The 26,756-nt window shown below is 49.5% G+C and carries 23 protein-coding genes; 19 read left to right on the plus strand and 4 right to left on the minus strand.

Annotated features, from left to right (window positions below):
* Nucleotides 1-12: 12 nt before the first annotated feature.
* The gene (locus H6F72_RS03285; RefSeq protein ID WP_370527431.1) at nucleotides 13-453 is read left to right on the plus strand and encodes a low molecular weight protein-tyrosine-phosphatase; all 441 of its coding nucleotides are present in this window, start codon (nucleotides 13-15) and stop codon (nucleotides 451-453) included.
* Nucleotides 454-473: 20 nt separating this feature from the next.
* On the opposite strand, the gene H6F72_RS03290 is transcribed toward H6F72_RS03285, so the two are convergent.
* A complete protein-coding gene (locus tag H6F72_RS03290; RefSeq protein WP_190431747.1) occupies nucleotides 474-1,157 on the minus strand; it encodes a response regulator transcription factor in 684 nt (227 codons plus the stop codon).
* Nucleotides 1,158-2,147: 990 nt separating this feature from the next.
* Between H6F72_RS03290 and purC the strand changes: the two genes are divergently transcribed.
* The 15 genes from purC to proC all read left to right on the plus strand — a co-directional run bounded on the left by purC (nucleotide 2,148) and on the right by proC (nucleotide 17,270).
* A complete protein-coding gene (gene purC, locus H6F72_RS03295; protein WP_190431748.1) occupies nucleotides 2,148-2,906 on the plus strand; it encodes a phosphoribosylaminoimidazolesuccinocarboxamide synthase in 759 nt (252 codons plus the stop codon).
* A 141-nt stretch (nucleotides 2,907-3,047) separates the two neighbouring features.
* The gene (locus tag H6F72_RS03300; protein ID WP_190432028.1) at nucleotides 3,048-5,435 is read left to right on the plus strand and encodes a BamA/TamA family outer membrane protein; all 2,388 of its coding nucleotides are present in this window, start codon (nucleotides 3,048-3,050) and stop codon (nucleotides 5,433-5,435) included.
* Nucleotides 5,436-5,459: 24 nt separating this feature from the next.
* Nucleotides 5,460-6,371 carry a UDP-3-O-acyl-N-acetylglucosamine deacetylase gene (gene lpxC, locus H6F72_RS03305; protein ID WP_190431750.1) on the plus strand — a complete coding sequence of 304 codons (912 nt, stop codon included), beginning with the start codon at nucleotides 5,460-5,462 and terminating at the stop codon, nucleotides 6,369-6,371.
* A gap of 189 nt (nucleotides 6,372-6,560) precedes the next feature.
* Nucleotides 6,561-6,989: a 3-hydroxyacyl-ACP dehydratase FabZ gene (gene fabZ / locus H6F72_RS03310; RefSeq protein ID WP_370527435.1), complete on the plus strand. Its 429-nt coding sequence runs from the start codon at nucleotides 6,561-6,563 to the stop codon at nucleotides 6,987-6,989.
* Between the two features lie 46 nt (nucleotides 6,990-7,035).
* Complete coding sequence (gene lpxA / locus H6F72_RS03315) at nucleotides 7,036-7,866, plus strand: acyl-ACP--UDP-N-acetylglucosamine O-acyltransferase (protein WP_348252014.1); 831 nt, start codon at nucleotides 7,036-7,038, stop codon at nucleotides 7,864-7,866.
* A gap of 3 nt (nucleotides 7,867-7,869) precedes the next feature.
* Entirely contained in the window at nucleotides 7,870-9,135 is a 1,266-nt protein-coding gene (gene lpxB, locus H6F72_RS03320; protein ID WP_199298827.1) for a lipid-A-disaccharide synthase, read from the plus strand.
* Nucleotides 9,136-9,274: 139 nt separating this feature from the next.
* Entirely contained in the window at nucleotides 9,275-9,481 is a 207-nt protein-coding gene (locus H6F72_RS03325) for a hypothetical protein (protein ID WP_190431753.1), read from the plus strand.
* A 173-nt stretch (nucleotides 9,482-9,654) separates the two neighbouring features.
* A complete protein-coding gene (der, locus tag H6F72_RS03330) occupies nucleotides 9,655-11,016 on the plus strand; it encodes a ribosome biogenesis GTPase Der (protein WP_190431754.1) in 1,362 nt (453 codons plus the stop codon).
* Between the two features lie 36 nt (nucleotides 11,017-11,052).
* Nucleotides 11,053-12,078: an energy-coupling factor transporter transmembrane protein EcfT gene (locus H6F72_RS03335; protein WP_190431755.1), complete on the plus strand. Its 1,026-nt coding sequence runs from the start codon at nucleotides 11,053-11,055 to the stop codon at nucleotides 12,076-12,078.
* A 12-nt stretch (nucleotides 12,079-12,090) separates the two neighbouring features.
* Nucleotides 12,091-13,596: an anthranilate synthase component I gene (locus H6F72_RS03340; RefSeq protein WP_190431757.1), complete on the plus strand. Its 1,506-nt coding sequence runs from the start codon at nucleotides 12,091-12,093 to the stop codon at nucleotides 13,594-13,596.
* Nucleotides 13,597-13,707: 111 nt separating this feature from the next.
* Nucleotides 13,708-14,130, plus strand: a complete 423-nt coding sequence (acpS, locus tag H6F72_RS03345) for a holo-ACP synthase (protein WP_190431759.1) — start codon at nucleotides 13,708-13,710, stop codon at nucleotides 14,128-14,130.
* A 196-nt stretch (nucleotides 14,131-14,326) separates the two neighbouring features.
* A complete protein-coding gene (pipX, locus tag H6F72_RS03350; protein WP_190431760.1) occupies nucleotides 14,327-14,596 on the plus strand; it encodes a transcriptional coactivator PipX in 270 nt (89 codons plus the stop codon).
* 36 nt (nucleotides 14,597-14,632) lie between these two features.
* Nucleotides 14,633-15,316, plus strand: a complete 684-nt coding sequence (locus tag H6F72_RS03355; RefSeq protein ID WP_190431761.1) for a YggS family pyridoxal phosphate-dependent enzyme — start codon at nucleotides 14,633-14,635, stop codon at nucleotides 15,314-15,316.
* Between the two features lie 409 nt (nucleotides 15,317-15,725).
* Entirely contained in the window at nucleotides 15,726-16,307 is a 582-nt protein-coding gene (locus tag H6F72_RS03360) for a cell division protein SepF (protein ID WP_190431762.1), read from the plus strand.
* Nucleotides 16,308-16,457: 150 nt separating this feature from the next.
* The gene (proC, locus tag H6F72_RS03365; protein WP_190431763.1) at nucleotides 16,458-17,270 is read left to right on the plus strand and encodes a pyrroline-5-carboxylate reductase; all 813 of its coding nucleotides are present in this window, start codon (nucleotides 16,458-16,460) and stop codon (nucleotides 17,268-17,270) included.
* Here the strand turns inward: proC and H6F72_RS03370 are convergent.
* Both H6F72_RS03370 and H6F72_RS03375 read right to left on the minus strand, forming a co-directional pair.
* Nucleotides 17,267-18,655: a (Fe-S)-binding protein gene (locus tag H6F72_RS03370; protein WP_190431764.1), complete on the minus strand. Its 1,389-nt coding sequence runs from the start codon at nucleotides 18,653-18,655 to the stop codon at nucleotides 17,267-17,269. The two genes, proC and H6F72_RS03370, sit on opposite strands and share 4 nt — an antisense overlap.
* A 5-nt stretch (nucleotides 18,656-18,660) precedes the next feature.
* Entirely contained in the window at nucleotides 18,661-20,016 is a 1,356-nt protein-coding gene (locus H6F72_RS03375; protein WP_190431765.1) for an FAD-binding oxidoreductase, read from the minus strand.
* 344 nt (nucleotides 20,017-20,360) lie between these two features.
* On the opposite strand from H6F72_RS03375, the gene H6F72_RS03380 reads away from it, so the two are divergent.
* From H6F72_RS03380 to H6F72_RS03390, 3 genes are read left to right on the plus strand one after another with little or no spacing between them, the layout of a single operon-like run.
* Nucleotides 20,361-22,868, plus strand: a complete 2,508-nt coding sequence (locus H6F72_RS03380) for a PAS domain-containing protein (protein WP_190431767.1) — start codon at nucleotides 20,361-20,363, stop codon at nucleotides 22,866-22,868.
* 15 nt (nucleotides 22,869-22,883) lie between these two features.
* On the plus strand, nucleotides 22,884-24,029 hold the full coding sequence (locus H6F72_RS03385; protein WP_190431769.1) for an ATP-binding protein: 1,146 nt from the start codon (nucleotides 22,884-22,886) through the stop codon (nucleotides 24,027-24,029).
* Complete coding sequence (locus H6F72_RS03390) at nucleotides 24,022-25,140, plus strand: response regulator (protein ID WP_190431771.1); 1,119 nt, start codon at nucleotides 24,022-24,024, stop codon at nucleotides 25,138-25,140. The genes H6F72_RS03385 and H6F72_RS03390 overlap by 8 nt, the downstream gene beginning before the upstream one ends.
* Here the strand turns inward: H6F72_RS03390 and glcD are convergent.
* Nucleotides 25,120-26,589, minus strand: a complete 1,470-nt coding sequence (gene glcD, locus H6F72_RS03395; RefSeq protein ID WP_190431773.1) for a glycolate oxidase subunit GlcD — start codon at nucleotides 26,587-26,589, stop codon at nucleotides 25,120-25,122. The two genes, H6F72_RS03390 and glcD, sit on opposite strands and share 21 nt — an antisense overlap.
* Nucleotides 26,590-26,756 lie beyond the last annotated feature (167 nt).

Here is a 26,756-nt window from a genome sequence, read left to right on the forward strand (position 1 = left end):
GCAGAAAAAATCATGAACCACCTAATTGAGCAAGCAGGGTTGGGACATGAAATTATTTGTGACTCTGCTGGAACTTCGAGTTATCACATTGGCAGTGTCCCCGATCGCCGCATGACCGCGGCCGCTAAGCAGCGAGGGATTGCCCTTGCAGGTCAAGCTCGACAATTTCAAAAATCAGATTTCGAAGCGTTTGACTTGATCTTGGCGATGGATCAAGAAAACTATCAGGATATTCTGGCGCTTGATTCAACTGGAATGTATCGCGATCGCGTGCGCTTGATGTGTGACTTTTGCACGCAGTATCCAGAGCGGGAAGTTCCCGATCCCTACTACGGGGGCACGGAAGGTTTTAATCACGTGATCGATCTGCTATTGGATGCTTGTGGCGGCTTGTTGCAGCATCTGGTGACAACCCAAAAATTGGCTGCTCCCACCTCTAAACTCCAACCCTAGGAGAAAAAGTTTAGAGAGTTTCAGTGCATCAACCCGTGTTCCATCACAAACCGAACTAACTCCGCCCGGTTATTAGTTTCAGTTTTGCGTAATAAGCTGCTGACATGTTTTTCCACCGTACGAGGGCTGAGGTGGAGGCGATGACCAATTTGAATATTCGACAGACCATCCGCCAAGAGTTGCAGCACTTCTTGCTCTCGCTCCGTCAAGCTCACCGTTGAGAGCGCTGGCGTGGGGGTAAACTTAGCAGTTGCATTGGTCTTTTCGGCTGAAAGCTCTGCTTCTTGATGTCGCGATCGCCACTCAGCATGAATCATTTCCGCTTGAATCATCTGCGATCGTTCTAGCAAGTTGCGAACGACGGCTCCCAATTCATCCAAGTCGAAGGGTTTGGGTAAGTACAGATCGCACCCTAGCTGATAGCCCCGAATGCGTTCTTGAATATCAGTGCGAGCAGTGAGAAAAATAACGGGCAACAGTCGAAACTCTACCTTTTGTCGAACTCGTCTGACTAGCTCGTAGCCATCCATCCGAGGCATGGTAATATCGGTCACAATCAGATGAGGCTGGTACTCATCAACCAGCGCTAGCGCCTCCTGACCATTCTCAGCCGCAACGACTGAATAACCAGAGAGTTCGAGATAATCGCTGATGGACAGGCGAGTACCGATATCATCATCAGCAACAAGAATCATCAAAGGCATGGGTAGCTAGCACATGAACGCTTAGGTTTAGGACAAATACAGCTCTTTAAAGATGGGCCTACGATACTAAAAAATAATCACAGAGGGTGAGTTTAAAGCAATCAAAGTGGTTTTCCTACTATTAAGGATACTGAGTGGAAGCTGATTATGCCGAAATGAGACTGAGCCCTTAGATGCAGTTTCCTGAACTCCAGCGATCGCTCTCCCAGAGAGCACTTAACCAATCCGTATCTCAAATTACAAACCACAACTACCTGAATTGTATCTCTTTGTCTTGAATGATTTGGGTCGTCTTTGCAGAGATTGTATCAAGCTTGCCCTTTATCGCTTTCAGCCTTAGGCATTCCGAGTTCTGTTTGCCTGTGGAGGGCCGTTGTGATCAGTCAAGAGCAACGGAACAACATGAGACTCAAGGCGATTCGTTACTTTATCTTAGCCTTTGATCCCAGAAATCTTAGCTGAGCTTTAGCCTTTGCATCGGGTTTGGCTCTGGCTGTCCAGTGAGCACAGGTCAAAGTAAATTTTGACGCAAACGCCACATTCTGGCTTCATCTTTAAGGGTGACTACCTGCAACTCCAACACTTTTCGCTGCTGTTCTGGGCCAATCTTGTACAAAAGAGATTTTAGTCAAAAATTCTTAGGATGTATCCTTGCTTAGCACTGAATAAAACTTAGTGCCGTGGGATATAGAGCAGTTTTGTGATGGGTCAGAGAATGGTCTTTGGTCCTAAATTAAGTAGAGGTGGGCGCTGGCTGAAACCCAGACTAGTTAAACTATGTTGCACTACGTTAAAAGTTTAATCGGTTCAATAAATACCAAAAAATACTAACAAACTGGAGTATTGATTACTCCAGGAAAAGAGATGCACTTTTGCAGTTTAGATAGATATAAACTGGATTTTGAACTATCAGCGTGGAAAATAACCACTCAAAGATAGAATGGTGAAGCTTGCTTCTAGCAAGTATTGATTTTCAACCTGATTCTGCTCATGTTTGCGCGCCAAAAGCTCTACGAAGGCAAAGCTAAAATTGTCTACGCCACCGATGATCCCGATGTTTTTCTCACCCACTTTAAGAACGACGCGACGGCATTTAATGCCCAAAAGCGGGGACAAATTGCTGGTAAAGGTGAAATTAACGCTGCTATCTCTGGTCATCTGTTTCAGCTGCTAGAAGCCAACAGTATCCCTACCCACTTTATCGATCGCCCCACCGCTGAAGATATGCGAGTCAAGGCGGTAAAAATTATTCCTCTGGAAGTGGTAGTCAGGAACATTGCAGCCGGGAGCCTCTGTCAACAAACTGGGTTGGAATTGGGTGCGGTTTTGAAGCAGCCCCTTGTGGAGTTCTACTACAAGAACGATGCTCTAGGGGATCCACTGCTGACTCGCGATCGCCTTTTGTTGCTAGAACTGGCTACGCCGGAACAGCTAGACCAGCTCCAACAAATGGCGCTGCGGATTAACGAGCTACTATCAGCTTTTTTTCAGCAGTGTGGCATTACTCTGGTGGACTTCAAGTTGGAGTTTGGCTTAGACCGCAATCAGCAAATTCTCTTGGCTGACGAAATTAGCCCAGATACTTGTCGGCTTTGGGACCAAGGGGAAACTGATCCAGACCGTCGGGTGATGGATAAAGACCGCTTCCGGCGTGACTTAGGCGATGTGGAAGGTGCTTACCAAAGGGTGCTAGAACGGGTGCTTAACCAGCCAGTTCAGCCACTAGTTCAAGAACCAGTGCAAGAGTGAGAGTCACGAATGGGGTAAAATTTCCCCATTTGCTTGGTTTAGCGGGATTCCCTTCTCAACCCAATTCCCTAATGTCTTTAACAACTTAGGCCAGCCTAAGTTAGAGCCTGGTGTGTGGAAATGCCAAATCACGTGAACACAATGCGCTTATCTCCGGTCTTAGTAGCAATTATTGCCGCTTCAGCAACCTTGAACCTGTCTACTCCTGCCAGAGGGCAAACCTCTGCACCTACGAAAGCAGGGGTCGAGTCCTCTAAGGATGTCAAGGTTGTTGCTACCAGCCCAACTGCGGCAGCAGACGTCTTGAAGCCAGCTTCGTTACCCGCGATCGCGATTAGTTTGGAGACGGCAAAGCCAGGGGCTGTATTGGCTAGTAATAGCGTTGTAGTGCCAACCGTTAGTGAACCGGAAGTTTTTCCAGCCGAGTTTCGGGCTCAAGCTCCTACCTCGTCGCCGACTTCACCTACTGAAACGCCTACCGAGACCACACCAACTGAGATTGCGCCCACCGAAATTACGCCAACTAACATAGAGTTGGACTCCACTCAAGAAACGCCCCCTGCACCAGGTGGGCCACCCCCAGGAACGGCGACTCCAGAGCAAGAAACGCCCAACGAAATTCAACTGGATGGAACACCAGCGCCTGGTCCAAGTATTGATTTCAACCTTCCTCCCCAAACTCCGACAACTCCGACCACCCCAGCCAATGGAGCTGAGGATGGCACCAACGGAGAAACTCAAGCTGCCCCTGAGCAAGCAGAACCCCGCGTTTTAGTCGCCGAAGTGGTGGTTCAAGGTGTCACCGGAGAACTAGAGGACGAAGTTTACAACGCGATTCGGACTCGCCCGGGACGGACAACCACGCGATCGCAATTGCAAGAAGACATTAATGCTGTGTTCGCTACCGGATTCTTCTCTAGCGTGCGAGCCAATCCCTCAGATACACCGCTAGGGGTTCGTGTCACCTTTGATGTCCAAGCGAATCCAGTTCTGAATTCTGTACGGGTAGAGGGCAATCAAGTTCTGCCCCAAAGCGTCGTCGATGACATTTTTAAGGAGCAGTACGGTAGTATTCTCAACTTGCGTCGCTTCCAAGAAGGCGTCAAAGAAGTCAATAAGTGGTACCAAGACAAAGGTTATGTCCTGGCCCAAGTGATTGATACGCCCCAGGTGGCGGAAAACGGCACGGTGACTCTAGCCGTGGCTGAAGGCGTGGTTGAAGATGTTCAGGTTAAGTTCCTGAACAAAGACGGTGAGGAAACCAACGATGAGGGTGAGCCCGTTCGAGGCCGTACTCGCGACTTTATCATCACCCGTGAGTTTGCCCTCAAGCCAGGAGATGTGTTTAACCGGACTCAGGCTGAGAAGGACTTACAGCGCGTCTATGGCCTAGGGATTTTTGAAGATGTGCGGCTGTCTCTCAATCCGGGGCAAGACCCCCGCAAAGTAGTCGTGGTTGCCAATGTCACTGAGCGCAGCACGGGCTCTGCTGGAGCGGCCCTAGGTATTAGTTCTGCCAGTGGCTTATTTGGTAGTGTGAGCTACCAACAGCAAAACTTGGGTGGCAATAACCAAAAATTCAATGCTGAAGTGCAGGTAGGCCAGCGGGAGTTGCTGTTTGATGTCAGCTTTACGGACCCTTGGATTGCGGGTGATCCTTACCGAACTTCCTACACGCTCAATGTTTTCAACCGCCGATCGCTCTCTTTAATCTTTGACGGGGGCGAACCGGAAGTGGAATTGCCTAACGGCGATCGCCCCCGGATTGACCGTTTGGGCGGTGGTATTACCTTTACCCGTCCACTCAGCCGTGATGTTTTTGCCGATTCTGAATGGACCGCTTCAGCTGGTTTGCAATACCAGCGCGTCTCAGTTCGTGACTCGGATCGAGAGATCACCCCATTCGATGAACTAGGGAATCAACTCAGCTTTAGTGATGACGGATCAGATAATTTGCTCACGGCTCAACTGGGCTTAGTCCGCGATCGCCGGAACAATCGACTGCGGCCTACCAGCGGTTCTCTTTTACGGTTTGGCACTGAGCAATCGATCCCGATTGGTGGCATTTTCTTCAATCGCCTCCGGGGTAGCTACAGCTACTACATTCCAGTCGATTACACCAAGTTTGCGGCAGGTCCAGAAGCGCTGGCTTTTAACGTCCAAGCAGGTACAGTCATTGGCGATTTACCTCCTTATGAGGCGTTCGCTTTAGGCGGTAGTAACTCGGTGCGAGGCTTTGATGAAGGCGATGTCGGGAGTGGTCGTAGCTTTATTCAAGCCACCGCTGAGTATCGCTTCCCGCTTTTCTCCATTCTAGGTGGGGCACTATTTCTAGACTACGCTACTGATCTAGGTTCTGGCTCCAGCGTTCCTGGAGATCCGGCGGGCGTTCGGGGTAAACCTGGTAGTGGTTTAGGATATGGTGTAGGCGTCAGAATTCAATCACCTTTAGGCCCAATCCGAATTGATTACGGCTTTAATGATGACGGCAACAGTCGTCTGCACTTCGGTATTGGAGAACGGTTCTAAAGTTACCATCCATTCAAGGTCACGATGCTTTCAGAGCCTAAAAACGTCCCGCTATCAGCATCACCGAGTCCGCTATCGGCCCCTGTAGCGCTAACTTCTGGACAACAGCAGACCTTGAAAAATGAGTTTGTTTGTTCTGGAGTAGGTTTGCACCTGGGGCTAAAAACTCAGGTGCGAGTGTTGCCTGCTGCTGAAAATCAAGGTCGCGTCTTTGTCCGGGTCGATTTAGCAAACGCCCCTGAGGTTGCTGCATCTGTGACATCGGTGCATGAAACAACGCTGTCTACAGAACTGGCCCAGGGAGAAGCTAAAGTCAGAACGGTAGAGCATCTGCTAGCAGCTTTGGCGGGTCTGGGAGTTGATAATGTCCGGATTGAAATTGATGGTCCTGAAGTTCCCCTACTCGATGGCTCCGCTCAGAGCTGGGTAGAAGCGATCGCCCAAGCAGGCATTGTTGCTCAAACAGCAGCTAGGCAAACCTACACTTTGAGCGAACCCATTTGGGTTTACCAGGGCGATGCGTTTGTGGCAGCATTGCCAGCCCCAGCGTTGCGATTTACTTATGGCATTGACTTTGATTTACCTGCCATTGGCAATCAATGGCACAGCTGGTCTCCGGACCAGGAAAATTTCGCTGAGGCGATCGCAGCGGCTCGTACCTTTGGCTTGGCGCACCAAATTGAACACTTACAAGCCAATGGTTTAATTAAAGGTGGCACCCTAGAAAATGCCTTAGTTTGTGGAACTGAAGGATGGCTTAACCCTCCCTTAAGATTTTCAAATGAGCCAGCGCGTCATAAACTTTTAGATTTAGTAGGGGATTTAAGTTTGTTAAATTTATTTCCCCAGGCTCACATTTTGGCTTACAAAGCTAGCCATCACTTACACACCCAACTGGCACAGTTGATAGCTCAAAGGATGAGAGATGAAGGATGAATCTGGTGATTTTGTCTGGAATCTTGTATCTCGATCCAAATAGCTGCCTGACTGGAAAGCGCATCACATCCTTCACTACTGGCAAAACTACCCATGTCCACCTTGACTGATCTCAACACCACTGATGCCCCTAGCCATGTGGAGGCACAGGCCAATGGGAGCACCAAATCCTCTGACTCAACCAAGCCCATTTTGGCAATTGAGGACATTCACAAGCTCCTGCCTCATCGTTATCCCTTCTCCCTGGTCGATCGCATTATCGAGTATGTACCAGGTGAGCGAGCTGTTGGGATCAAAAATGTCACCTTTAACGAACCCCACTTTCAGGGGCACTTTCCTGGAAGACCGATCATGCCTGGTGTCTTGATCGTAGAAGCAATGGCCCAGGTAGGCGGTGTGGTCCTGACTCAAATGTCGGACGTACAGGGCGGATTGTTCCTGTTTGCAGGCATCGATAAAGTTCGTTTCCGTCGTCCTGTAACTCCAGGAGACCAGTTGATCTTGACAGTGGAACTGCTGTGCGTGAAGCGACGTCGTTTTGGTAAGATGCAGGGCCGAGCTGAAGTAGATGGTCAGCTAGTAGCCGAAGGCGAACTCATGTTTTCCTTGGTGGACTAATGCTCTGTACTCTTAAACTTTTGGGATGGTGCCTGGAGGCGCGCCCTTGACTACAACACTGATTCATCCAACAGCAGTTATTCATCCAGATGCTCAATTGCACTCGACTGTGCAAGTAGGGCCTTATGCCGTGATTGGGCCACAAGTCAAAGTCGGCCCTGATACCGTCATTGGTCCGCATGTGGTCCTAGATGGTCGGACGGAGATTGGGGCTCGCAATCACATTTTTCCGGGAGCCGCGATCGGTCTAGAGCCCCAAGACCTGAAATATGACGGCTCCGTGAGCTTAGTGCAAATTGGTGATGACAACCGCATTCGTGAGTTCGTCACCATTAATCGAGCGACACGGGCCGACGAAGTCACAGTGATTGGAAGTGGCAATCTGCTGATGGCCTATGTTCACGTTGGGCACAACTGCATGGTTGAAGACAACGTGATTATTTCCAATGCTGTCTCTCTGGGGGGACATGTCCACATTGAGTCACGGGCAGTGATTGGCGGTGTGGGTGGTATTCACCAGTTTGTGCATGTAGGGCGGCTAGCCATGGTCGGTGGCATGAGCCGAGTCACTAGAGATATCCCTCCCTATATGCTGGTGGAGGGCAACCCCATCCGTGTCAGAACCCTCAACCAAGTGGGCTTAAAACGGGCTGGCATCGTAGATTTAGCCGATGGGCAAGTGTTTCAGTCTTTAAAAAAGGCGTTTCGCTTACTCTATCGTTCTGGCTTAACTCTAGAGCAGGCATTAGAAAAATTAGAGCTGTTGCCTGAGAATGAGCACCTACAGCATCTCTGTCGATTTCTGCAACTCTCGCAGTTAGAAGGGCGGCGTGGTCCCACTCCGGGGCGGCGCAAAGGTACGAGGAGCGAAGACTGACGCATGGGTGAACCAACCAATCAGGGGAGCGCGATCGCAGAGACTCCTGCTGCTTCCCGGAATATTCGCCTGTTTATTAGCACAGGTGAAGTTTCTGGCGATCTTCAGGGGGCGCTGCTGGTCACGGCCTTGAAGCGGCAAGCGCAAGCTTTGGGGATTGAGTTAGAAATTTTGGCCCTTGGCGGCGATCGCATGGCGCAAGCGGGGGCGACGCTTTTAGGCAACACCACAGCCATTGGGTCTGTGGGCCTCTTAGAATCATTGCCCTATATTTGGCCGACGCTACAAATTCAGCGACGAGCTAAACAGTACTTGCGCCAATATCCCCCTGATTTAGTGGTCTTGATTGACTACCTCGGCCCCAACGTGGCGATTGGTAGCTATGTACGGCAGCATTTGCCCCAAGTGCCGATCGCTTACTTCATTGCGCCTCAAGAGTGGGTTTGGTCGCTCAGCCCGCGCAATACGGCGCGAATTGTCAATATCACCGATCGCCTCTTAGCAATCTTTCCAGAAGAAGCCCGCTATTTTGCCGAGCATGGAGCCAACGTGAGCTGGGTGGGGCATCCCTTGGTGGATCGGATGCAAGCTGCGCCCGATCGCGCCAGTGCTAGGCAAGCCTTAGGAATTCCAGATGAGCAAATTGCGATCGCCCTGCTCCCTGCCTCCCGTCGTCAAGAACTGAAGTATTTGATGCCCGTGATTTTCCAGGCAGCTCAACAAATTCAAGCGCAACTGCCTCAAGCTCATTTTTGGATTCCCGTTTCTTTGGAAGCTTACCGTTCGCCCATCGAACAGGCAATTCAACAGTATGGACTGCGGGCTACTGTATTGGCAGGACAAACCAGTAATTCTAAATTTGAGGAATCCATCACATTGCGAGCGATCGCGGCAGCCGATCTAGCTATTGGAAAATCGGGTACGGTTAACCTGGAAATTGCCCTCCTGAATGTCCCCCAGGTTGTCCTCTATCGAGTCGGTGCTGTCACCGCTTGGATTGCTCGCCATATTCTCAAGTTTTCCATCCCGTTCATGTCACCGCCTAACTTGGTAGAAATGCGGTCTGTAGTCCCAGAGTTTCTGCAAGACCAGGCCACACCAGACAATATTGCTCAAGCAGGTTTGGAGTTATTGCTCAATCCGGTGCGGCGGCAACAGACTTTGGATAACTACCAAGCCATGCGCCAAGCGGTTGGGGAAGTCGGAGTCTGCGATCGCGCTGCCCAAGAGATTCTGCAACTCTTGCCCGCCAATTCATTACTCTCCTGACTGCTAGCAGCGGAATCTATGGAGCGGACTAAATTGCTAGTGGGAAAATATCCGTGATCGCTCGGTGCCAAATGTAACCACCACGAGGCACTCTGGAATCGTCATCTAATGTTGGCAATTCAACGTTTGCCTAGCCGCTATGCAGTCTTTAGTGCTTTCCCAAGCGTCTGATTTAGAAGAATTGATTGGCAGTATTTTCTTGTGTGGTAGCTTGACTGCAACAGAGTATCGATGGCTGATTACTCTGTCTACGGCCAGAGCGGCTCAAGAATCGGACAAAGTCTTAATTGATCGCGTCTTGTATGGGATTCGCCACGGCCTCTTGCAAATCGCAGAGGTGGCTTAAAAATTTGACTTTCTAAAAACTTGGCTTCAGAGGGTTCAGCTAATACATTCAACCTGCTCAGCTAAGTGAGCCCGTTACCGCGTAGGGCAACATATCACAGATAGAGCAACAATGGGTCGCAGCCCTTAGAATAGAAGTTTAGACTCCACAAATTATTTGAGTGCGATCGCCTTATGTCCTTGCCTATTGTTGCTATTCTTGGTCGTCCGAACGTGGGCAAGTCAACGATTGTGAACCGTTTGGCCGAAACGAAGGGCGCGATTGTTTTTGACGAGCCCGGTGTCACACGCGATCGCACCTACCAACCCGCTTACTGGCGCGATCGCGAATTTTTGGTGGTCGATACAGGTGGCTTAATCTTTGATGACGACACTGAATTTTTGCCGCTAATTCGGCAACAAGCGATGGCGGCTTTAGCCGAAGCCAGTGTGGCGATTTTTGTGGTAGATGGTCAAGAAGGCCCTACTACAGCTGATGAGGAAATTGCTACCTGGTTGCGGCAACAGTCTGTACCTGTGTTGCTGACTGTCAATAAGTGTGAGTCTCCAGAGCAAGGAATGGCGCAAGCCGCTCAGTTTTGGAGTTTAGGTTTGGGTGAGCCTTATCCTGTTTCTGGGATTCACGGCAACGGTACTGGCGACCTCTTAGATGAAGCGCTGAAGCATTTGCCCCCGCAGGAGGAATTGCCAGAAACCTCAGAGATCAAAGTGGCGATCGTGGGACGGCCTAATGTGGGTAAGTCAAGCTTACTCAATGCCTTCGTCGGTGAAAATCGCGCCATCGTCAGCCCGATCTCCGGTACCACCCGCGACAGCATTGACACAGTCGTGGAACGAGAAGGCCAAACCTATCGCTTAATTGATACGGCTGGCATTCGCAAGAAAAAGCATATTGAGTACGGCCCAGAATTTTTCAGCATTAACCGCGCTTTCAAAGCCATTCGTCGAGCTGATGTCGTCTTGATGGTGCTTGATGCCCTAGATGGCGTGACTGAGCAAGACCAGAAACTAGCAGGTCGAATTGCAGATGAAGGGCGAGCTTGCATTATTGTGGTTAACAAATGGGATGCAGTCGAAAAAGACGCTTACACCATTTATGACTACGGGGAGCAAGTTAAAAGCCGCTTGCAGTTTACCGAATGGGCACCGTTGATCTTTGTCAGTGCTGAGACAGGGCAGCGAGTTGAGAAGATTCTAGAACTGGTGAATACAGCCGCTGAGCAGCATAAACGGCGGGTGACGACCTCAGTGATTAATGAGGTTTTGGAGGAGGCTGGGAATTGGCATTCGCCCCCAACCACGCGCCAAGGCCGTCAGGGCAGAATTTATTACGGCACTCAAGTTAGTACGCAGCCACCTACGATCGCGCTGTTTGTGAATGAAGCTAAGTTGTTCAATGACAACTATCGCCGTTATATTGAGCGACAATTTCGTGAGAGTTTGGGATTCACCGGTACGCCAATCCGCATGATTTGGCGAAGCAAGAAGGTGCGAGAAATGGAGCGGGGTAGCGCTAACCGGGCCACTCGTGTTTAACAATGAAGTGATTGAGAGTTTCATCCCCTAAATCGAATGGATCTGCTGCGATCGCTGCCATTAGGACTGTACCTAGAACAACCGCAAACTTGGCTTCATAAGCTTGATCCCCGCGTCAAGCTAGCTTGGTTGATGAGTTTTTTGCTGGCCCCTCTCCTAGCAAATCCCCTCTGGCGCTTGTTCTTGGTCGTGGTATTAGTCCTGCTCACCTTGATAGCGATGATTCCGTTTCGGGTTTGGCGGCAGCAAATGGCTTGGTTATTGATGCTGGGCTTCTTCGTCTTTTTGCTGACCGCGATCGCCCCAGATGGGTTGAGTGCGGAGCAGCAACCTCGCCTACCCGCCAATGAGCTAGCCTTTGCCCAGCAACCTGCGACTCCAGCAACAGCGCAACGCCCTATCTGGCTCGATCCTCGCCGCTGGCTGACCAGAGACTCGGTTGATGCCAACGGTGAACGTCAATCTGAGCAACAGCCTAATCAGCAGGCTCTGACTGAATCTTTACCCCAGCCTACGGCTTATAACTATGTGCTGTTTAAGCAAAAGCCATTTTTGGTAACGCGGCGATCGCTGGACTTAGGAGTTCGGGTCAGCACTTTGCTGTTTACCTTGATTTACAGCACGAATCTATTCCTGCTTACTACCGCGCCTGAGGAAATTACCGCCGGTCTAGAAACTTTGATGCGACCGCTGCGCCGCTTGAACTGGCCTGTCACCGAGATTGTGTTAACCCTAACTTTGTCACTCCGGTTTATTCCGTTGGTGCTGGAAGAAGTGCAAAATTTGATTCGCTCTGTGCGGACTCGGGCGATTAACTGGAAAAAGTTAGGGTTTCGTGGGGCAATTCAAGTTTGGATGCTAATCGCGGAGCGGCTACTAGAAAATTTGTTGCTACGGGCAGAGCAGATTGCTAGTGCGATGAAAGTGCGCGGCTTTACTAGCCCTAACCAACATCGGGTACAGTGGCATCAACTACGACTGTGCCGTGGCGATTGGTTAGCTTTATTAGCGCTGTTAGGCTTGTGGGGAGCCCGTCTGATTTGGGGATCGGAAGTTTCATAGTCGTACCTCACTATGCATCCAATTCAACCTTGGTATTGGCGATCGCTCCCTTTGGCAGACCGCACTGGTTCGCAAATCTTCGCTGCCTTATTCCATCAGCCCACCACTCAAGCCACTTCTGAATCTGCGATCGCCACCCTCTTAGAAAGCCCTTACCCATTGAGTAATCTAGGTGCTCCTAGTGCTTTGCAGCAAGCTCAAGCCCGTTACTCGATTTGTGCTGGGGCTCCCCGTGTGCTAGATGGCCAATTGCAGCTTTGGACGCCTGAAGTGGGCAATATTTTGCCGTTTCTGGAGCAACTGCTACAACGCCAGAACTTTGGTTCAGCGGATGAGCGATCGCGCCCAGACGCTTTGCCGTTTACGGGAGGCTGGTTGGGTTGGTTGGGTTACGACTTAGCTTGGGAAATTGAGCATTTGCCCCAGCTCAAATCAGATTCGCTGCCGTTTCCCGTGGCTTATTGGTATGAGCCAGACTGCTTTGCAGTTTTAGACCATTGGGAGCAAACTCTTTGGTTAGCTGCAACTCAGGAGCCGCAGCTGGATCAATTGGAGGAGCAATTGGCCCTCAAGCAGGAGGCTGGGAACTACAAATCGCTAAGCCTGAGTCAAAATGCGCCTCTAACAGCTCCCTCCCTCCTGCCTAAATTTCATACGGCTCAAGCTGATTACGAAGCCGCCGTTCTCAAAGCCAAGAGCTACATTACGGCTGGAGACATCTTTCAGACTAATCTTTCGGTCCGCTTTGAAGCAGACTTAACGGGCGATAGTTGGTCGCTTTACCGCGCATTGCAGCAAGTAAACCCTTCTCCTTTTGCCAGCTATTGGCAGACTCCTTGGGGAGATGTTGTCAGTTGTTCTCCAGAGCGACTCGTGCAATTGCAGGGGCGACAAGCTCAAACGCGACCGATCGCCGGGACGCGATCGCGGGGCACAACGCCCGAACAAGACCAAGCGCAGCAGCAAGAACTACTAGCCAGCGCCAAGGAACAAGCGGAACACATCATGCTGGTTGATTTGGAGCGCAATGATTTAGGCCGAGTTTGCGAATGGGGTTCGGTGGCGGTGAATGAACTGCTCACGATTGAGTACTACAGCCACGTCATGCATTTGGTGAGTAACGTGATTGGTACTCTCCAGCATGGATACAACAGCATCGATTTGATTCGGGGAGTGTTTCCTGGCGGCACAATTACGGGCTGTCCTAAAGTTCGCTGTATGGAAATCATTGAAGAGTTGGAACCTGTGCGGCGCAGCTTGTTCTATGGCTCCTGTGGCTACTTAGATTGGCGTGGTCACCTCGACCTGAATATCTTGATTCGGACCTTGTTAGTCACCAAAAGCGATCGCCCTCCACAAAGTAACCCACCTCAAAGTTTTAAGGTCTGGGGTCAAGTGGGAGCGGGAATTGTAGCTGATAGCGATCCGGAACGAGAGTGGTATGAGTCGCTGCACAAAGCGCAAGCTCAGTTAGCAGCCTTACGACTTGTAGAATTACAGGCTGAAACCAGCTCCTAAACCTGAAATCTGTGGCAAAACTCTGCTAACCAATAGCAGCCCAATTTTCGGTAGCAAAAAGCCACAGTTTCTCCTAAAGTGATGAAATCTGGTCGTTAAAGATAGGTTGGCTTGAATATTCGCCTTGGGACAGATATTGTCTACATTCCTCGCATTCAAGCGGCACTGGACCGTTTTGGGGAGCGGTTTCTGCAACGAGTTTACACGCCCGCCGAGCAGCAGGACGCTGGGGCTTTGATTCAAGTCCCTGTTCCGGTTGGTCTTCGCGACAAGCAAACCGATGTTTCAGCAAGTCGTTTAGCAGGACGCTGGGCTGCCAAGGAGGCTGTTGCGAAAGCCTTAGGTACTGGCTGGCGAGGTCTGCGCTACACCGATATTGAAGTTCAACGGCAGCCCAGTGGACAGCCAAAAGTTTGTCTCTATGGAGCCGCGGCGATCGCGGTGTCTACGTGGGGAGATTATCATTGGCAAGTAAGCCTGAGTCATGATGGTGATTATGCGATCGCGACGGCAATTGCTTTTTGCCGCGACTAGATAGTGAATTGCCTTAAATCTTGCATAGGATTCTATGGAATTCTATTGGACTAATTTGAACTAATGAGTCACGCTTAGAGCGATACTGAAACAGACTCCACGATTTAATAATATTGTTGGCGATCGCAACTACCAAATTTGGCTTGTAATTTACACCTTAATTTTGACCTAGCTATTGCTGCCAGCTTGAAGCTGAATGAGTACTGAAACTTATCTGAATCACCCCACCTTTGGTTTACTCTTCAGGATTTGTCTTGTTGAGGAAACCCAAGAACTGTTTGCGACTTTGTATGCTCAACGGCTCTTTTTTATGGTGCATAGTGGACCCAATGGCTTAAAGTTTGAACCTATTGGTCGAACAGATGCCCGGATCTTAGTCGAGAATCGGCTGCGGCTGCTACGGCGGGCAGGGCAGGCTAAAGAGCAAGAGCAGCTACAGGCCATCTACAAACAAACTTTCCAATAAGGCTCCCATCGCGCTGTCGCCTTTATCTTCGACGCAATGACTTTATCCCACCCAAGCATCTATCGCGATCGCATTGCCACCATTCAGCAGGGCTTACCTCCTGCGGTAAAGTTGATTGCTGTGACTAAGCAGGTGCCAGTGGCAGCAATGCGAGTTGCTTACGCGGCAGGTGTGCGAGATTTTGGCGAGAGTCGAATTCAAGAAGCCGAAGCTAAGCAAGCTGAACTGCAAGATTTGCCGGATATCACCTGGCACTTGATTGGACGCTTGCAAAGTAACAAAGCCCAAAAAGCTTTGGAGCTATTTCAATGGATTCATTCGGTAGATTGCTTGAAATTAGCCCAACGTCTCGATCGCTTGGCCGAGCCGTTGCTAGTGAAGCCGCAAGTTTGTTTGCAAGTCAAACTTTTGCCTGATCCCAACAAAACGGGTTGGACAGTAGATGAGCTGTGGTCCGACTTGCCACAACTCGATCTCTACCACAACCTGAAAATTCAAGGATTGATGACAATTCCACCGCTAGGGCTGAGCGAATCGGACACCTTAACCGTGTTTCAGCAGACGCAAGAATTAGCAGAGAAAATTCGGCAGCAGAGTTGGGCTAATATCCAGATGGCTCAGCTTTCAATGGGTATGTCCAATGACTATCGGCTGGCTGTGCAAGCAGGGGCGACAATGATCCGCTTGGGCACAATTTTATTTGGAGAACGGGGTATCTAACCTCTTGCCTAAATTCCTAGACCCAGGTAGTATGTGCATGCTTTATTTATTAGGCAGTATTAGTAACAAGAGCTTGCAATCCCTCCATGAAGTCTGGCTTCTGTTGTGTTGTGTTAATTGCCACCACGCTCTTGCGCCTGTAAATCAACACTGCACTTCTGGCTTTTTCTGAGATTACAAGTAAGAAATCGATGTATACTGTGGAGTCAATTCAGGAAAGTCAGCCAGGGTGTTCGCAAGCTTCATTATGGATTGGGCTCTTAATTTTTTATTAAAGTCCGACCGTAAGCTTCAACTAGGAGGCACGCTTTTCAAGGGCTTAAGTCAATTTAGGTCTACTAGCGTTGTTTCCTCCTTATTAATGAAGTTGTTTACTGAAGGTAACTATTGTTGTGATGGAGCGTGAACCGTGAACAATATTTTCACGAAGTTACGGGATTTTGTTGGTTTTAACGATCCCGTCGATTATGAGTATGAGTATGACGAGACGGATGGGGAAGAATATCAAAATCTCTATCGAGAAGAGAACCCCCAACCCGCGCCAGAGGAAGATGCCCGGAATCGCCGTCGCATTCGTGAGCGCGTATCAATGTCCACTGAAACAGGAATTGGTTCAACCATGAATAACGTAATTGGCATGCCGGGAGCCATCAATGGCCTCTCTGAAGTGGTGGTAATGGAGCCTCGTTCTTTTGAGGAAATGCCTCAAGCCATCCAAGCCTTGCGCGAACGGAAGTCAGTGGTTTTGAACCTGACGATCATGGACCCCGACCAAGCTCAACGAGCCGTTGATTTTGTGGCAGGTGGTACCTACGCGATCGATGGTCATCAAGAGCGGATTGGCGAAAGCATTTTCCTCTTCACCCCCAACTGCGTGCAAGTTACGACTCAAGCAGGTGTGGTTCAAGAAGCGCCTCAGCCTCAAGCGCGCCCCAGCCGTCCTGCTGCTCCTACGCCCGCTTGGACTGCTGAGCAAGCTCGCATGGCTTAGTAGCTCACTAGCTACAGCTTATGTTCGCTTTGTTGTCTATCAATCAAGCCAAGTCTGTGAGTGGATCGAAGTTTCGATATCACTCATAAAAGATTTGGCACAGAGACTCCTGTTAAATCGCACTAATTTATATAGGAGACAGCAAACAGGTTGTCTGCAAAATTTGGTTTAATTGGCGGCGGGGTAATGGGGGAAGCTCTGTTATCCCGCCTCGTCGCTCAAAAAATTTATCAGCCTTCAGAAGTCATTGTCAGTGAGCCACACCCACCGCGACGTGATTTTTTGGCACAACAATATGGTGTTGCTGTGACTTCAGAGAATGAAGTCGCTTTCGAGGCAACTGAAATTGTGTTGCTGGCGGTTAAACCGCAGGTGTTTGATGCTGTTGCGGTTAAGCTAGCTCCCAAACTGACAGGACGCGATCGCCTCCCGATTGTGCTTTCTATCTTGGCGGGGGTGCCGCTGCACAAGTTAGAAGCTGCTTTCCCTGCATGCCCAGTCGTGCGCGCCATGCCTAATACACCTGCCACTGTGGGAGCGGGAATGACCGCGATCGCCCCTGGGAAATTAGCTCAGCCTGTTCACTTAGAACAAGCTCGAACTATTTTTGGGTCTGTGGGCGAAGTGGTAGAGGTGCCAGAAAATTTGATCGATGCGGTAACGGGGCTCTCTGGTTCTGGACCCGGTTACGTGGCGATTGCGATAGAAGCCCTGACTGACGGTGGGGTAGCGGCAGGATTACCACGGGCGATTGCAGCGAAGTTAGCTTTGCAAACGGTCTTAGGTACAGCGCAGCTTCTACATGAATCGGGAATGCATCCAGCAGAGCTGAAGGATCGTGTCACCAGTCCAGGAGGCACAACGATCGCTGGGATTGCTCAATTGGAGCAAGCAGGATTTCGCTCGGCTTTGATTCAAGCTGTGACCAAAGCCTGCGATCGCGCCAAGGAGCTAGGCAGCTAAAGCTGCACACCTCGAATTGAGTAATCGAGTAGTTCAATCGGGTGCATGATCGCTAAGTCCTTACCCGCATCTGGCATATGCTTCTTGATTTGTAAGCTACAGCCAGGATTGGGTGAGGCGATCATTTGTGCGCCTGTAGCGAGCAAGTTTTGAGCTTTCTGCTGACCGAGTTCGGCAGCCACTTCAGGTTGCAGCATGTTGTAGACTCCAGCGCTGCCACAACATAGAGCTCCATCAATAGGCTCGCGCAACTGCACTCCAGGAATTTGTTGTAAAAGTTGGCGCGGCGGCACGCTGATTTTTTGCCCATGCAAGAGATGGCAAGCATCGTGGTAAACCAAGGTTAGAGGTTGCTCCTGCAACGGAGAAAGTGTAGCTGTTAAGCCAACCGTGACGAGAAACTCCTGCACATCTCTAACTTTGCTAGCAAAAGCTTTGGCTTTCTCGCGGTAAAGCGGGTCATCTTGCAAAATGTGACCGTATTCCTTCAAGGTATGGCCGCAGCCTGCTGCGTTAATAATGATGAAATCAACATTCGTGCCCTCGAAGCTATCGATCATTTGCCGAGCGATCGCTTGAGCTTGCTGTTCTTGACCTTGGTGAGCAGGAAGCGCGGAGCAACAACCTTGCGTGGGGGGCACGACAACTTCGCACCCATTGGCTGTGAGCACTCGCACCGTGGCTTCGTTGACATCGGGGAAGAACAAACGCTGGACACAGCCGAGAATCATGCCGACTCGGTAGCGCTGTTGTCCTTGAGCGGGAATCAAAGTCGGGATCGAGTTCTGAAATGACTTGAGGGAAACTTGGGGCAGCAACGACTCCATTGCCGCCAGTTGAGGCGAGATCTGTTTCAGCCAGCCTAAGGAGCGCACGAGTTTTTGTAGCCCAGATTTTTGGTAGATTCCCAAGGGGCCTAGCAGTAACCGCAGGCGTTCTGGGTAAGGGAATAGCGAGAAAATCAAGTGTCGCAGTAAGCGGTCAGGTAGCGATCGCGAATAGTTACGCTCAATTTGGGGCCGCATCGCCGCGATCAGTTTGTCGTACTGCACGCCCGAGGGACAGGCTGTGGTGCAAGCAAGGCAACCCAAGCAAGTATCAAAGTGCTGCACCGAAGCTTCAGATAATGGTGCTTTGCCCTCCTCGATCGCATCCATTAGATAGATACGGCCTCTGGGCGAGTCCATTTCTGTTCCCAAAACTCGATAACTAGGGCAAGTGGTCAAGCAGAAACCACAATGTACGCAAGCGTCAATCAGTTTGGGATCAGGCGGATGATGCTCATCAAAGCCCTGAAAGTCGGCTAGAGTGGCAGGCCTTTGGTTGCTGGGGGGGGCGCTGGATGAATGGTTTGACTGAGGAACAAGAGAGTCTGAAGTTTGCATGCTCACTAGATACCGCCGACAAAACGATGGGGGCTTAAAAGATTTTTGGGGTCAAACTGATGTTTCAGCCGCCGCATGAGATCAAGCCCATTACCAGCGTAGCCCCAAACCTCGAACTCCTGCTTGACGGCGATAGGCGCTTGCAGCACTGAAAGGAAACCCCCGTGAGCTTGATACAAGGTCCGTAGTTCTAGCAAGGTAGCGGGAGAGGTGGCTTGGCTGTCCAAATACAACTTCCCTAGCCCGCTGCTGGCATGAATTAGCCCTGCGGCTGTCTGGGAGGTGATGGCCTCGGTTTGTGCTAAGACCGCGATCGCCTCGGCAGGTTTGACCCCAATTTTGCAAACAATGGGTTCTGAGGAATCTGCGGACGTGGATGCTGCCAAGCGCTGCCAAAGCTGTTGTTCATCAGTATCGGCATATAAGTGACTGGATAAACTCAACGTTTGCCCCAGTTCTAGTACCCGATCTATTTGAGCTTTGACACTGCTGGCCATGCTCTGGAAACGCGCCACCAAGCCCATGCCTTTGCCAATTTGCAGATTGGTGACCGTAGCAGTGGAGAGAACATCCAGGGCAGTGGGAGTTAAGGCGGAATGGAGGAGGGTTTGGATGGCCTGAGCGATCGCCTCTGCCTCTCCGGTCAAAATCACCGTTCCCGAATTTGTCTGCAAGGGATACAGGCGGAACGTGACTTGGGTGAGGATGCCCAAAGTACCATAGGAGCCGCTGATCAGCTTCATCAGGTCATATCCTGCCACATTTTTCACCACGCGCCCACCAGCTTTGGCGATCGCTCCATCAGCCCGCACCAAAGAAAGACCCAGCAGCATATCTCGCACACCACCGTAGCGTTGCCGCAGTGAACCAGCATCACTAGTGGCGACGATACCCCCCAACGTTGCTGTTTCCGGATAAGCCGGATCAAGGGCTAGAAACTGGCCTGCCTTGGCTAGGAGGGCTTGTAGGTCAGCGAACTTCGTGCCCGCTTCAGCGGTAACGGTTAGATCTCCCACTGCATGCTCGATCACTTTGCTGAGCCGTTGAGTGCTGACCACCAAGGTAATGTCTGACCCCAGTCCTCCCCAGCCGAGCTTGCTGCCGTTCCCACAAGGTAAAATGCCCCATTGGTGTTCAGCAGCTTGACGCACAACTTCGGCTAGCTCTGCTGAAGTGCCGGGATAAACCACACCGCTAATCTGCGTTCCGGGAGCGACGGCTTGGGCGATCGCTTGCTGCCATGGTTCAGACAGTTCTCCATAAGAGCGGATGTTTTCTGCTCCCACAATAGAAGTGAGTTCCTCGATCGGAGCATCGAGACGAGGTGCATTTGCATAATCTTCCGTAGGAATTGCTGCCATCCACTTTTCTACTACTTCTTAAATGCTGCAACTTAAGGTGACAGCGCTGCTCCTAGGAGACGTGCTGCTCTGGATTCAGAGACCTATTGGCTTAATTTACCAAGAGTTTTGCTCGCTTGTGTGCAACTTAGAGAGATTGGCATCCTAGGGTGAGTTACTTAAGTTTTGGATCTTCCCCTGAGAAACCTCCGTATAAAATCCCATGAATCGCAGAGTTGTCACGGGCCACAATAAAGAGAAGCAGCATCCTTGAAGACTTATGCCGAGTCTCAGCACTAAGAAGCGCATGCTGAAGAGACTGTAAATTTTTACTGCTGCAACAGTTACCCAGTGACGGATTGATTATGCCGCTCAACCCCCAAGCCCTCCCCGTCAATCCTCTAGAGCTTGTAATCGATCGCTGTCCTCTGAGGGTGACGCCTCAAACTCCGGTGTTGGAGGTGGCAAGGTTGATGAGTGTGAGCGATCGCTTGCTGTCTAGCCCTGCCTTACCTGAGCCTTGCGCCCTAGTCATGGAATCAGGCCGACTGGTTGGACTTGTGACTGCTCAGCAGATCCTGTGTTTGATGGTGAGTGATATGAGTCTGCCAGGACTTTGTGTCGCCGAAGTCATGGGCGAGCCACCGCTGGTACTTCAGGAAGCAGAAGCCACCGCTTGGACCACTGTAGGGGCTTTATTGCCACAACCGCAGACTCAATATTTGGTGATCACAGATGAGCGAGAGCAGATTATAGGAGTGGCTACCCTGGAGCGTCTCTGCTTAGCTCTGCTGTCCTACCCGCAAGAAAACCAATGTCTAGAGCAGAAATGGGCAACCGTCATGGCCCAGGTACGAGATGGACAACCGCGGCCTACTCAAGGAGCGCCTCAACCTCTAGAAACCGCGTTACAGATTGCTAGGGCAGAACTAGAAAATCAATTTGAGGAGCGAACCGCAGCGCTAAGACAGGCCAGTGATGAACTGATTGCTGAAATTGTCCATCATCGTCGCACAGAAGTTCAGTTGTCTCGTAGAACTTTTGAGCTAAAAACAATTTTTCAAGCCTTTCCTGACCTCTACTTTCAAGTTGATGTCGATGGCACCATTCTGGATTACCACGCGAACGATCATGATGACTTGTATGTGCCGCCAAAAGAATTTCTTGGCAAAAGAATGCGAGATGTTTTGCCCGCTTCTGTCACCAAGGAAGTACAAGCTGCGATTGATCGGGTAGTAGTTACTCGCACTTTAGTTGCAGTCGAGTATTCTCTGCCCTGGCAAGATACCCATAGACATTTCGAGGCGAGAATTCTGCCTTTTCTTGATCAAAAAATGCTGGTGATTGTCCGTGACATCAGCGATCGCATTCGAGCAGAAGCCGCATTACGTAAAAGTGAGGCTACAACGCGAGCTTTGCTAGCAGCAATTCCAGACTTGATGATTCGCATGAATAGTGCTGGAGACTACCTCGACTTTCTGCCTGCTAAAAATTTCAAAACCGTTGTATCGAGTACAGGTTGGCAGAAGAAAAATGTTTATGAAGTCATGCCACCTGCGATCGCTCAAGAGCGGATGTTTTATGTTGAGCGAGCTTTGCAAACAGGGATGACTCAAGTTTATGAATTTGAGTTGTGCTTAGAAGGAGAAACATTTACAGAAGAAGCTCGGATTGCCGTGAGCGGAGAGGATGAGGTTCTAGTCATTGTACGAGACATTACCGATCGCAAGCAGGCAGAAGCCGCCTTAAAAGCGCAAAAAGAATTTCTTTGCCATGTGATTGATACGGTGCCTAACTTGATTTTCGTCAAGGACTGGCAAGGACGATTTACGCTGGTTAATCAAACATTAGCCAATATGTATGGTACTAACGTAGAAGATCTGCTGGGCAAAACCGACGCTGACTTTAACCCGAACTCAACAGAGGTAGCGCAATTTCTGCAAGCTGATCGAGAAGTGATTCTTCGCATGCAGGATAAAGTTATCCCAGAAGAAACAGTAACTGATGCTAACGGACGAACTTTTTGGTTCCAAACTATTAAGAAGCCATTGTTGTCACCGGATGGCAAAGCTTACCAAGTGCTAGGAGTAGCCACAGATATTACAGCTCACAAACAAGCAGAAGTAGATCTACAGCTATTAAATGAAGCTTTGGAGCTAAAAGTTCAGAAGCGGACTAATGCTTTGCAAGCAGTTAATGAGCAACTGTTAACGGAAATCACTGAGCGTCAGCGAGCAGAAGAGCAAATAAAGCTATCTTTGCGAGAAAAAGAAGTTCTACTCAAAGAGATTCACCATCGGGTCAAAAATAACCTACAAGTAATTTCTAGCTTGCTTAAGCTACAGGCTGGCTCTATTAAAGAGTATCATGTTCTAGAAATTCTCAAGGAAAGCCAAAACCGTGTCAGAGCAATGGCTTTGCTGCATGAAAAACTTTACCAATCTGAAGATTTGGCTAAGGTTAACTTTGCTGAATACGTGCATAGTTTAGTCGCTAACTTATTTCGGTCTTATGGCGTTAAATCGCAAACCATTACGGCGAAAATTAATGTTCAAGATGTTTTGTTCGATATTGATGCCGTAATTCCTTGTGGTCTCATTATCAATGAGTTGATTTCCAACTCCTTGAAATATGCTTTCCCTGAAAACCAAAAGGGTGAGGTCAGTGTTGAGTTGGTGTCAACTGAGGCTGGAGAATGCCAAATAGTCGTGAGTGATAATGGAGTGGGTTTACCAAAAGAGCTAGACTTTTATCATACGGAGTCTTTAGGCTTGCAACTAGTCTGCATGCTCACTGAGCAATTGGAAGGCAGAATTGAGCTCGATCGCAGCTCTGGGGCAGTTTTTAGGATTAGCTTAAAGCCAATAAAATAAAAATACTAAAATCAAATGTCTACCAAAATTCTAGTAGTTGAAGACGAAAAAATAATCGCTTTTGATATTCAGAAAAGTTTAGAGAGTTCAGGATATAGCGTTCCTGCGATCGTTAGTTCTGGAGAGCAGGTGATTGAGAAAATTCCTGAGGTTGAACCGGATCTAGTTCTAATGGATATTATTCTCAAAGGTGATCTTGATGGAGTTAAAACCGCAGAAATTGTTCGCGATCGCTTTGATATACCCGTAGTTTACTTAACCGCTCATGCTGACGAAACTACCCTTAAAAGAGCAAAAATATCAGATCCCTTTGGCTACATTTTGAAACCTTTTGAAGATCGAGAACTAGTTACTACGATTGAAATCGCCTTGTCTCGGCATCGGGCAGAGTCAGCAACTCGTAAGGCTTTACAACAAGAAAAAGAACTTAGCGAACTCAGATCGCGATTTGTTTCTGTGGTTTCTCACGAGTTTCGCAATCCACTCAGCACAATTTTGTTTTCCACAGAGCTATTGGAAAAATATCAAAGTAGACTTAGCGAAGCGAAAAGATTAACTTATTTACAGCGAATTCAAGCAGCTGTAAAGCGTATGAGTCAGTTACTAGATAATGTTTTAGCCATTGGCGCAACAGATGCCGGAAAACTTATCTGTAACCCTACTCCCTCAGATCTCAATCAATTTTGTCTTGATCTAATTGAAGAACTGCAATTTAGTACTAATACTAATTGTGTGATTAGCTTTAACAATCACGATTTTCCAGAACCATTCACCGCTGGTACGCATCTGCCTTGCTTAGACACGAAGTTACTCCAGCATATTTTAATTAACTTGCTGTCAAACGCGATCAAGTATTCTCCTACAGGAAGCAAAATAAACTTCGACTTATACTATCAACCAGAAGCGGCTATCTTGCGGATTCAAGATCATGGCATGGGTATTCCAGTCGCAGATCAAGCGCAGCTTTTCAGCCCCTTTCACCGTGGTACTAATGTGAGTAACATCGCAGGGACTGGACTTGGGTTATCTATTGTTAAACAGTGTGTTGAGTCTCATGGTGGTACGGTCCAAGTTGTCAGCGAGGTAGGGATGGGGACCTTATTCACAGTCACGCTTCCGTTGAGTTATTCCCTCGCTCATTCATCAGCTCCCTATGCGTAAGATTTTAGTGATTGAAGATGAGCAACCGTTTCGTGAGGCGGTTTTAGAGCTTTTGGAGGTGGAGGGTTTCCAAGCCATTGGGGCAGAAAATGGTCAAATTGGCGTGCGCTTGGCCCAAGAAAATTTACCTGATTTGGTCCTTTGCGATATCCAAATGCCTGATATCGATGGATACAGTGTTTTAAGGGAGCTTCGACAGAATAGCCTCACGGCGACTCTCCCTTTCATTTTTCTCACAGCTAGGGGAGGCAGAGACGAACTGCGTCAAGGTATGAACTTGGGAGCAGATGACTACCTGATTAAACCTTGTACCTCAGCGCAGTTGCTCAATGCGATCGCGACTCGGCTAAACAAGCAAGAGGCTCTGAAGCAACAAGCCCAAACTCAATTAGACGATCTCCGAAACAACATCACCGTAGCCCTGCCCCACGAACTGCACACTCCTTTAAATGGAATTTTGGGCCTCTCACAAGTGCTGATCGATGAGTATCAGGGAATCGAACGTGGGGAGATTTTAGAAATTGCCAAAGATATTTACCTCTCTGCGGAGCGTCTATATCAACTCACTCAAAAGTTCTTGCTGTATGCCGAACTAGAACTAATTGCCACCAATCCAGCCCGCTTGCAAGAGTTGCAAAAGGATGTAACGCCTTGCTCTAAGGCGGCGATCGCCAGCGCTGCAATGCAGGTGGTAGAGCAAGCGGGTCGGCAAACGGATCTTCAGTTAGACCTAGAAGAACTGTCAGTGTGGATGGCAGAGTTCAGACTGAAAAAAGTTGTCGAAGAGTTGGTAGACAACGCTTGCAAATTTTCCCTTGCCGGAACTCCGATACGTCTAAGTACAACTCATGGAATGACAACGCAGAACCAGCAAGCCGTTGTATTGAGCGTTAGCGATCAAGGGCGTGGAATACCGTCTGAGGAGATCGCCAACTTAGGTGGATATATGCAGTTTGAGCGTAAAATTTACGAACAGCAGGGAGCAGGCTTGGGTTTAGCGATCGCTAAACGCTTGGTTGAGTTACACCAAGGCGAACTGGCGATCGAGAGTATTCTGGGCAAACAAACAACAGTTCGAGTTGTTTTACCGCTAGAAAAGCTCAATCCCTGAGAATTGTTTGCTCGTTTCTACTCGCGCTGCCTCTCCACAGGTGCGAGGGGTTGGAAAAATTTTGTCCGGGTTGGCGATGCGTTGCGGATCAAACACTTCACGCACCCACATCATCGTTTCTAAATCGGTAGGGGTAAACATATTAGGCATGTAGCAGCGTTTATCGGCCCCAATGCCGTGCTCTCCGGAAATGCTGCCCCCCACTTCCACGCAAAGCTTGAGAATATCCCCGCCTAATTCTTCAACCCGCTCCAGCTCGCCAGGGATGGAGTTGTCGTAGAGAATCAAAGGATGTAAATTTCCGTCTCCAGCATGGAATACATTGGCGACTTTGTAGCCATGTTTTTGACTGAGCGCTTCAATTTCTTGCAAGACGAAGGGAAGCTTGGTGCGGGGAATGACGCCATCTTGAACATAATAATCTGGGCTAAGCTTACCCGCCGCTGCAAATGCCGCTTTACGCCCTTTCCACAATTTCAGGCGTTGTTCTGGGTCAGTAGCGATCGTGACGCTGCGTGCTCCATTGTGGCGACAAATCGCTTCCACTCGTTGGCTACTCGCCGCCGCTTCCACTTCTAAACCATCCACTTCGACTAAAAGAATAGCCACTGCATCACGAGGGTAGCAACCTGTCGCCACCACATCCTCCACCGCATTGATGCTGAGGTTATCCATGATCTCCATACCACCAGGGATAATGCCAGCACTAATAATGTCAGAAACGGCGGCACCTGCCGCCTCGACATTGGTGAAGTCTGCCAGCAAAACCCGGACAGCTTCTGGTTGTTTCAAAATTCTTAGCGTAATCTCTGTGGCAATGCCTAAGGTACCTTCGGAACCTACAAACAGCCCCGTCAAGTCGTAACCGGGAGTCTCGGCCACCTCTCCACCGACTTCAACAATCGAGCCATCGGGCAAGACCAACTTGAGACCGAGAACGTGATTGGTCGTCACACCATATTTGAGGCAATGAACTCCTCCAGAGTTCTCAGCTACGTTGCCGCCTACAGAACAGACGATTTGGCTGGAGGGATCGGGGGCATAATAAAATCCTGCACCGCTGACGGCTTGCGTCACCCAGCTATTGATGACTCCGGGCTGAACCACAATCCGCTGATTGGCTAAGTCAACTCGCAAAATTTTTCGCATCAGCGCCGTGACGATGAGGACACAATTCTCGGTGGGTAAAGCGCCACCCGATAACCCTGTACCTGCGCCTCTAGTAACAAAAGGCAAGCGCTGGCGATCGCAAATCTTAACGATGGCGGCAACTTCTTCTGTAGTCCGAGGTAAGACCACTATGGCTGGACGTTGCCGATAGCTGGTGAGGCCATCACATTCGTAAACCAGCAACTCTTCGGGTCTACGAACAACACCGTTTTTACCCACTACGGCTTCAAACTGTTTGATCACCATTGACCAGTCCTGAGTTTTGTCACGGGTGATCATGTAAGTTGCTCCTTTCTTTAGGCTCTCATCAGGTCATGAACCTGCCCTCATGCCTATTGTGACAGGAATCTTTCGTCTCTGAACCTAGAAACTAATGATGAGGCTTCCGTAGTCCCTGGGTAGCAGTGGAGAGGCAAGTTGCTTTAAACTATCAAGCCTGAGTTCTT

Origin of the sequence: Trichocoleus sp. FACHB-46, assembly GCF_014695385.1 — a bacterium.
In the GTDB taxonomy this organism is placed as follows: Bacteria; Cyanobacteriota; Cyanobacteriia; order FACHB-46; family FACHB-46; genus Trichocoleus.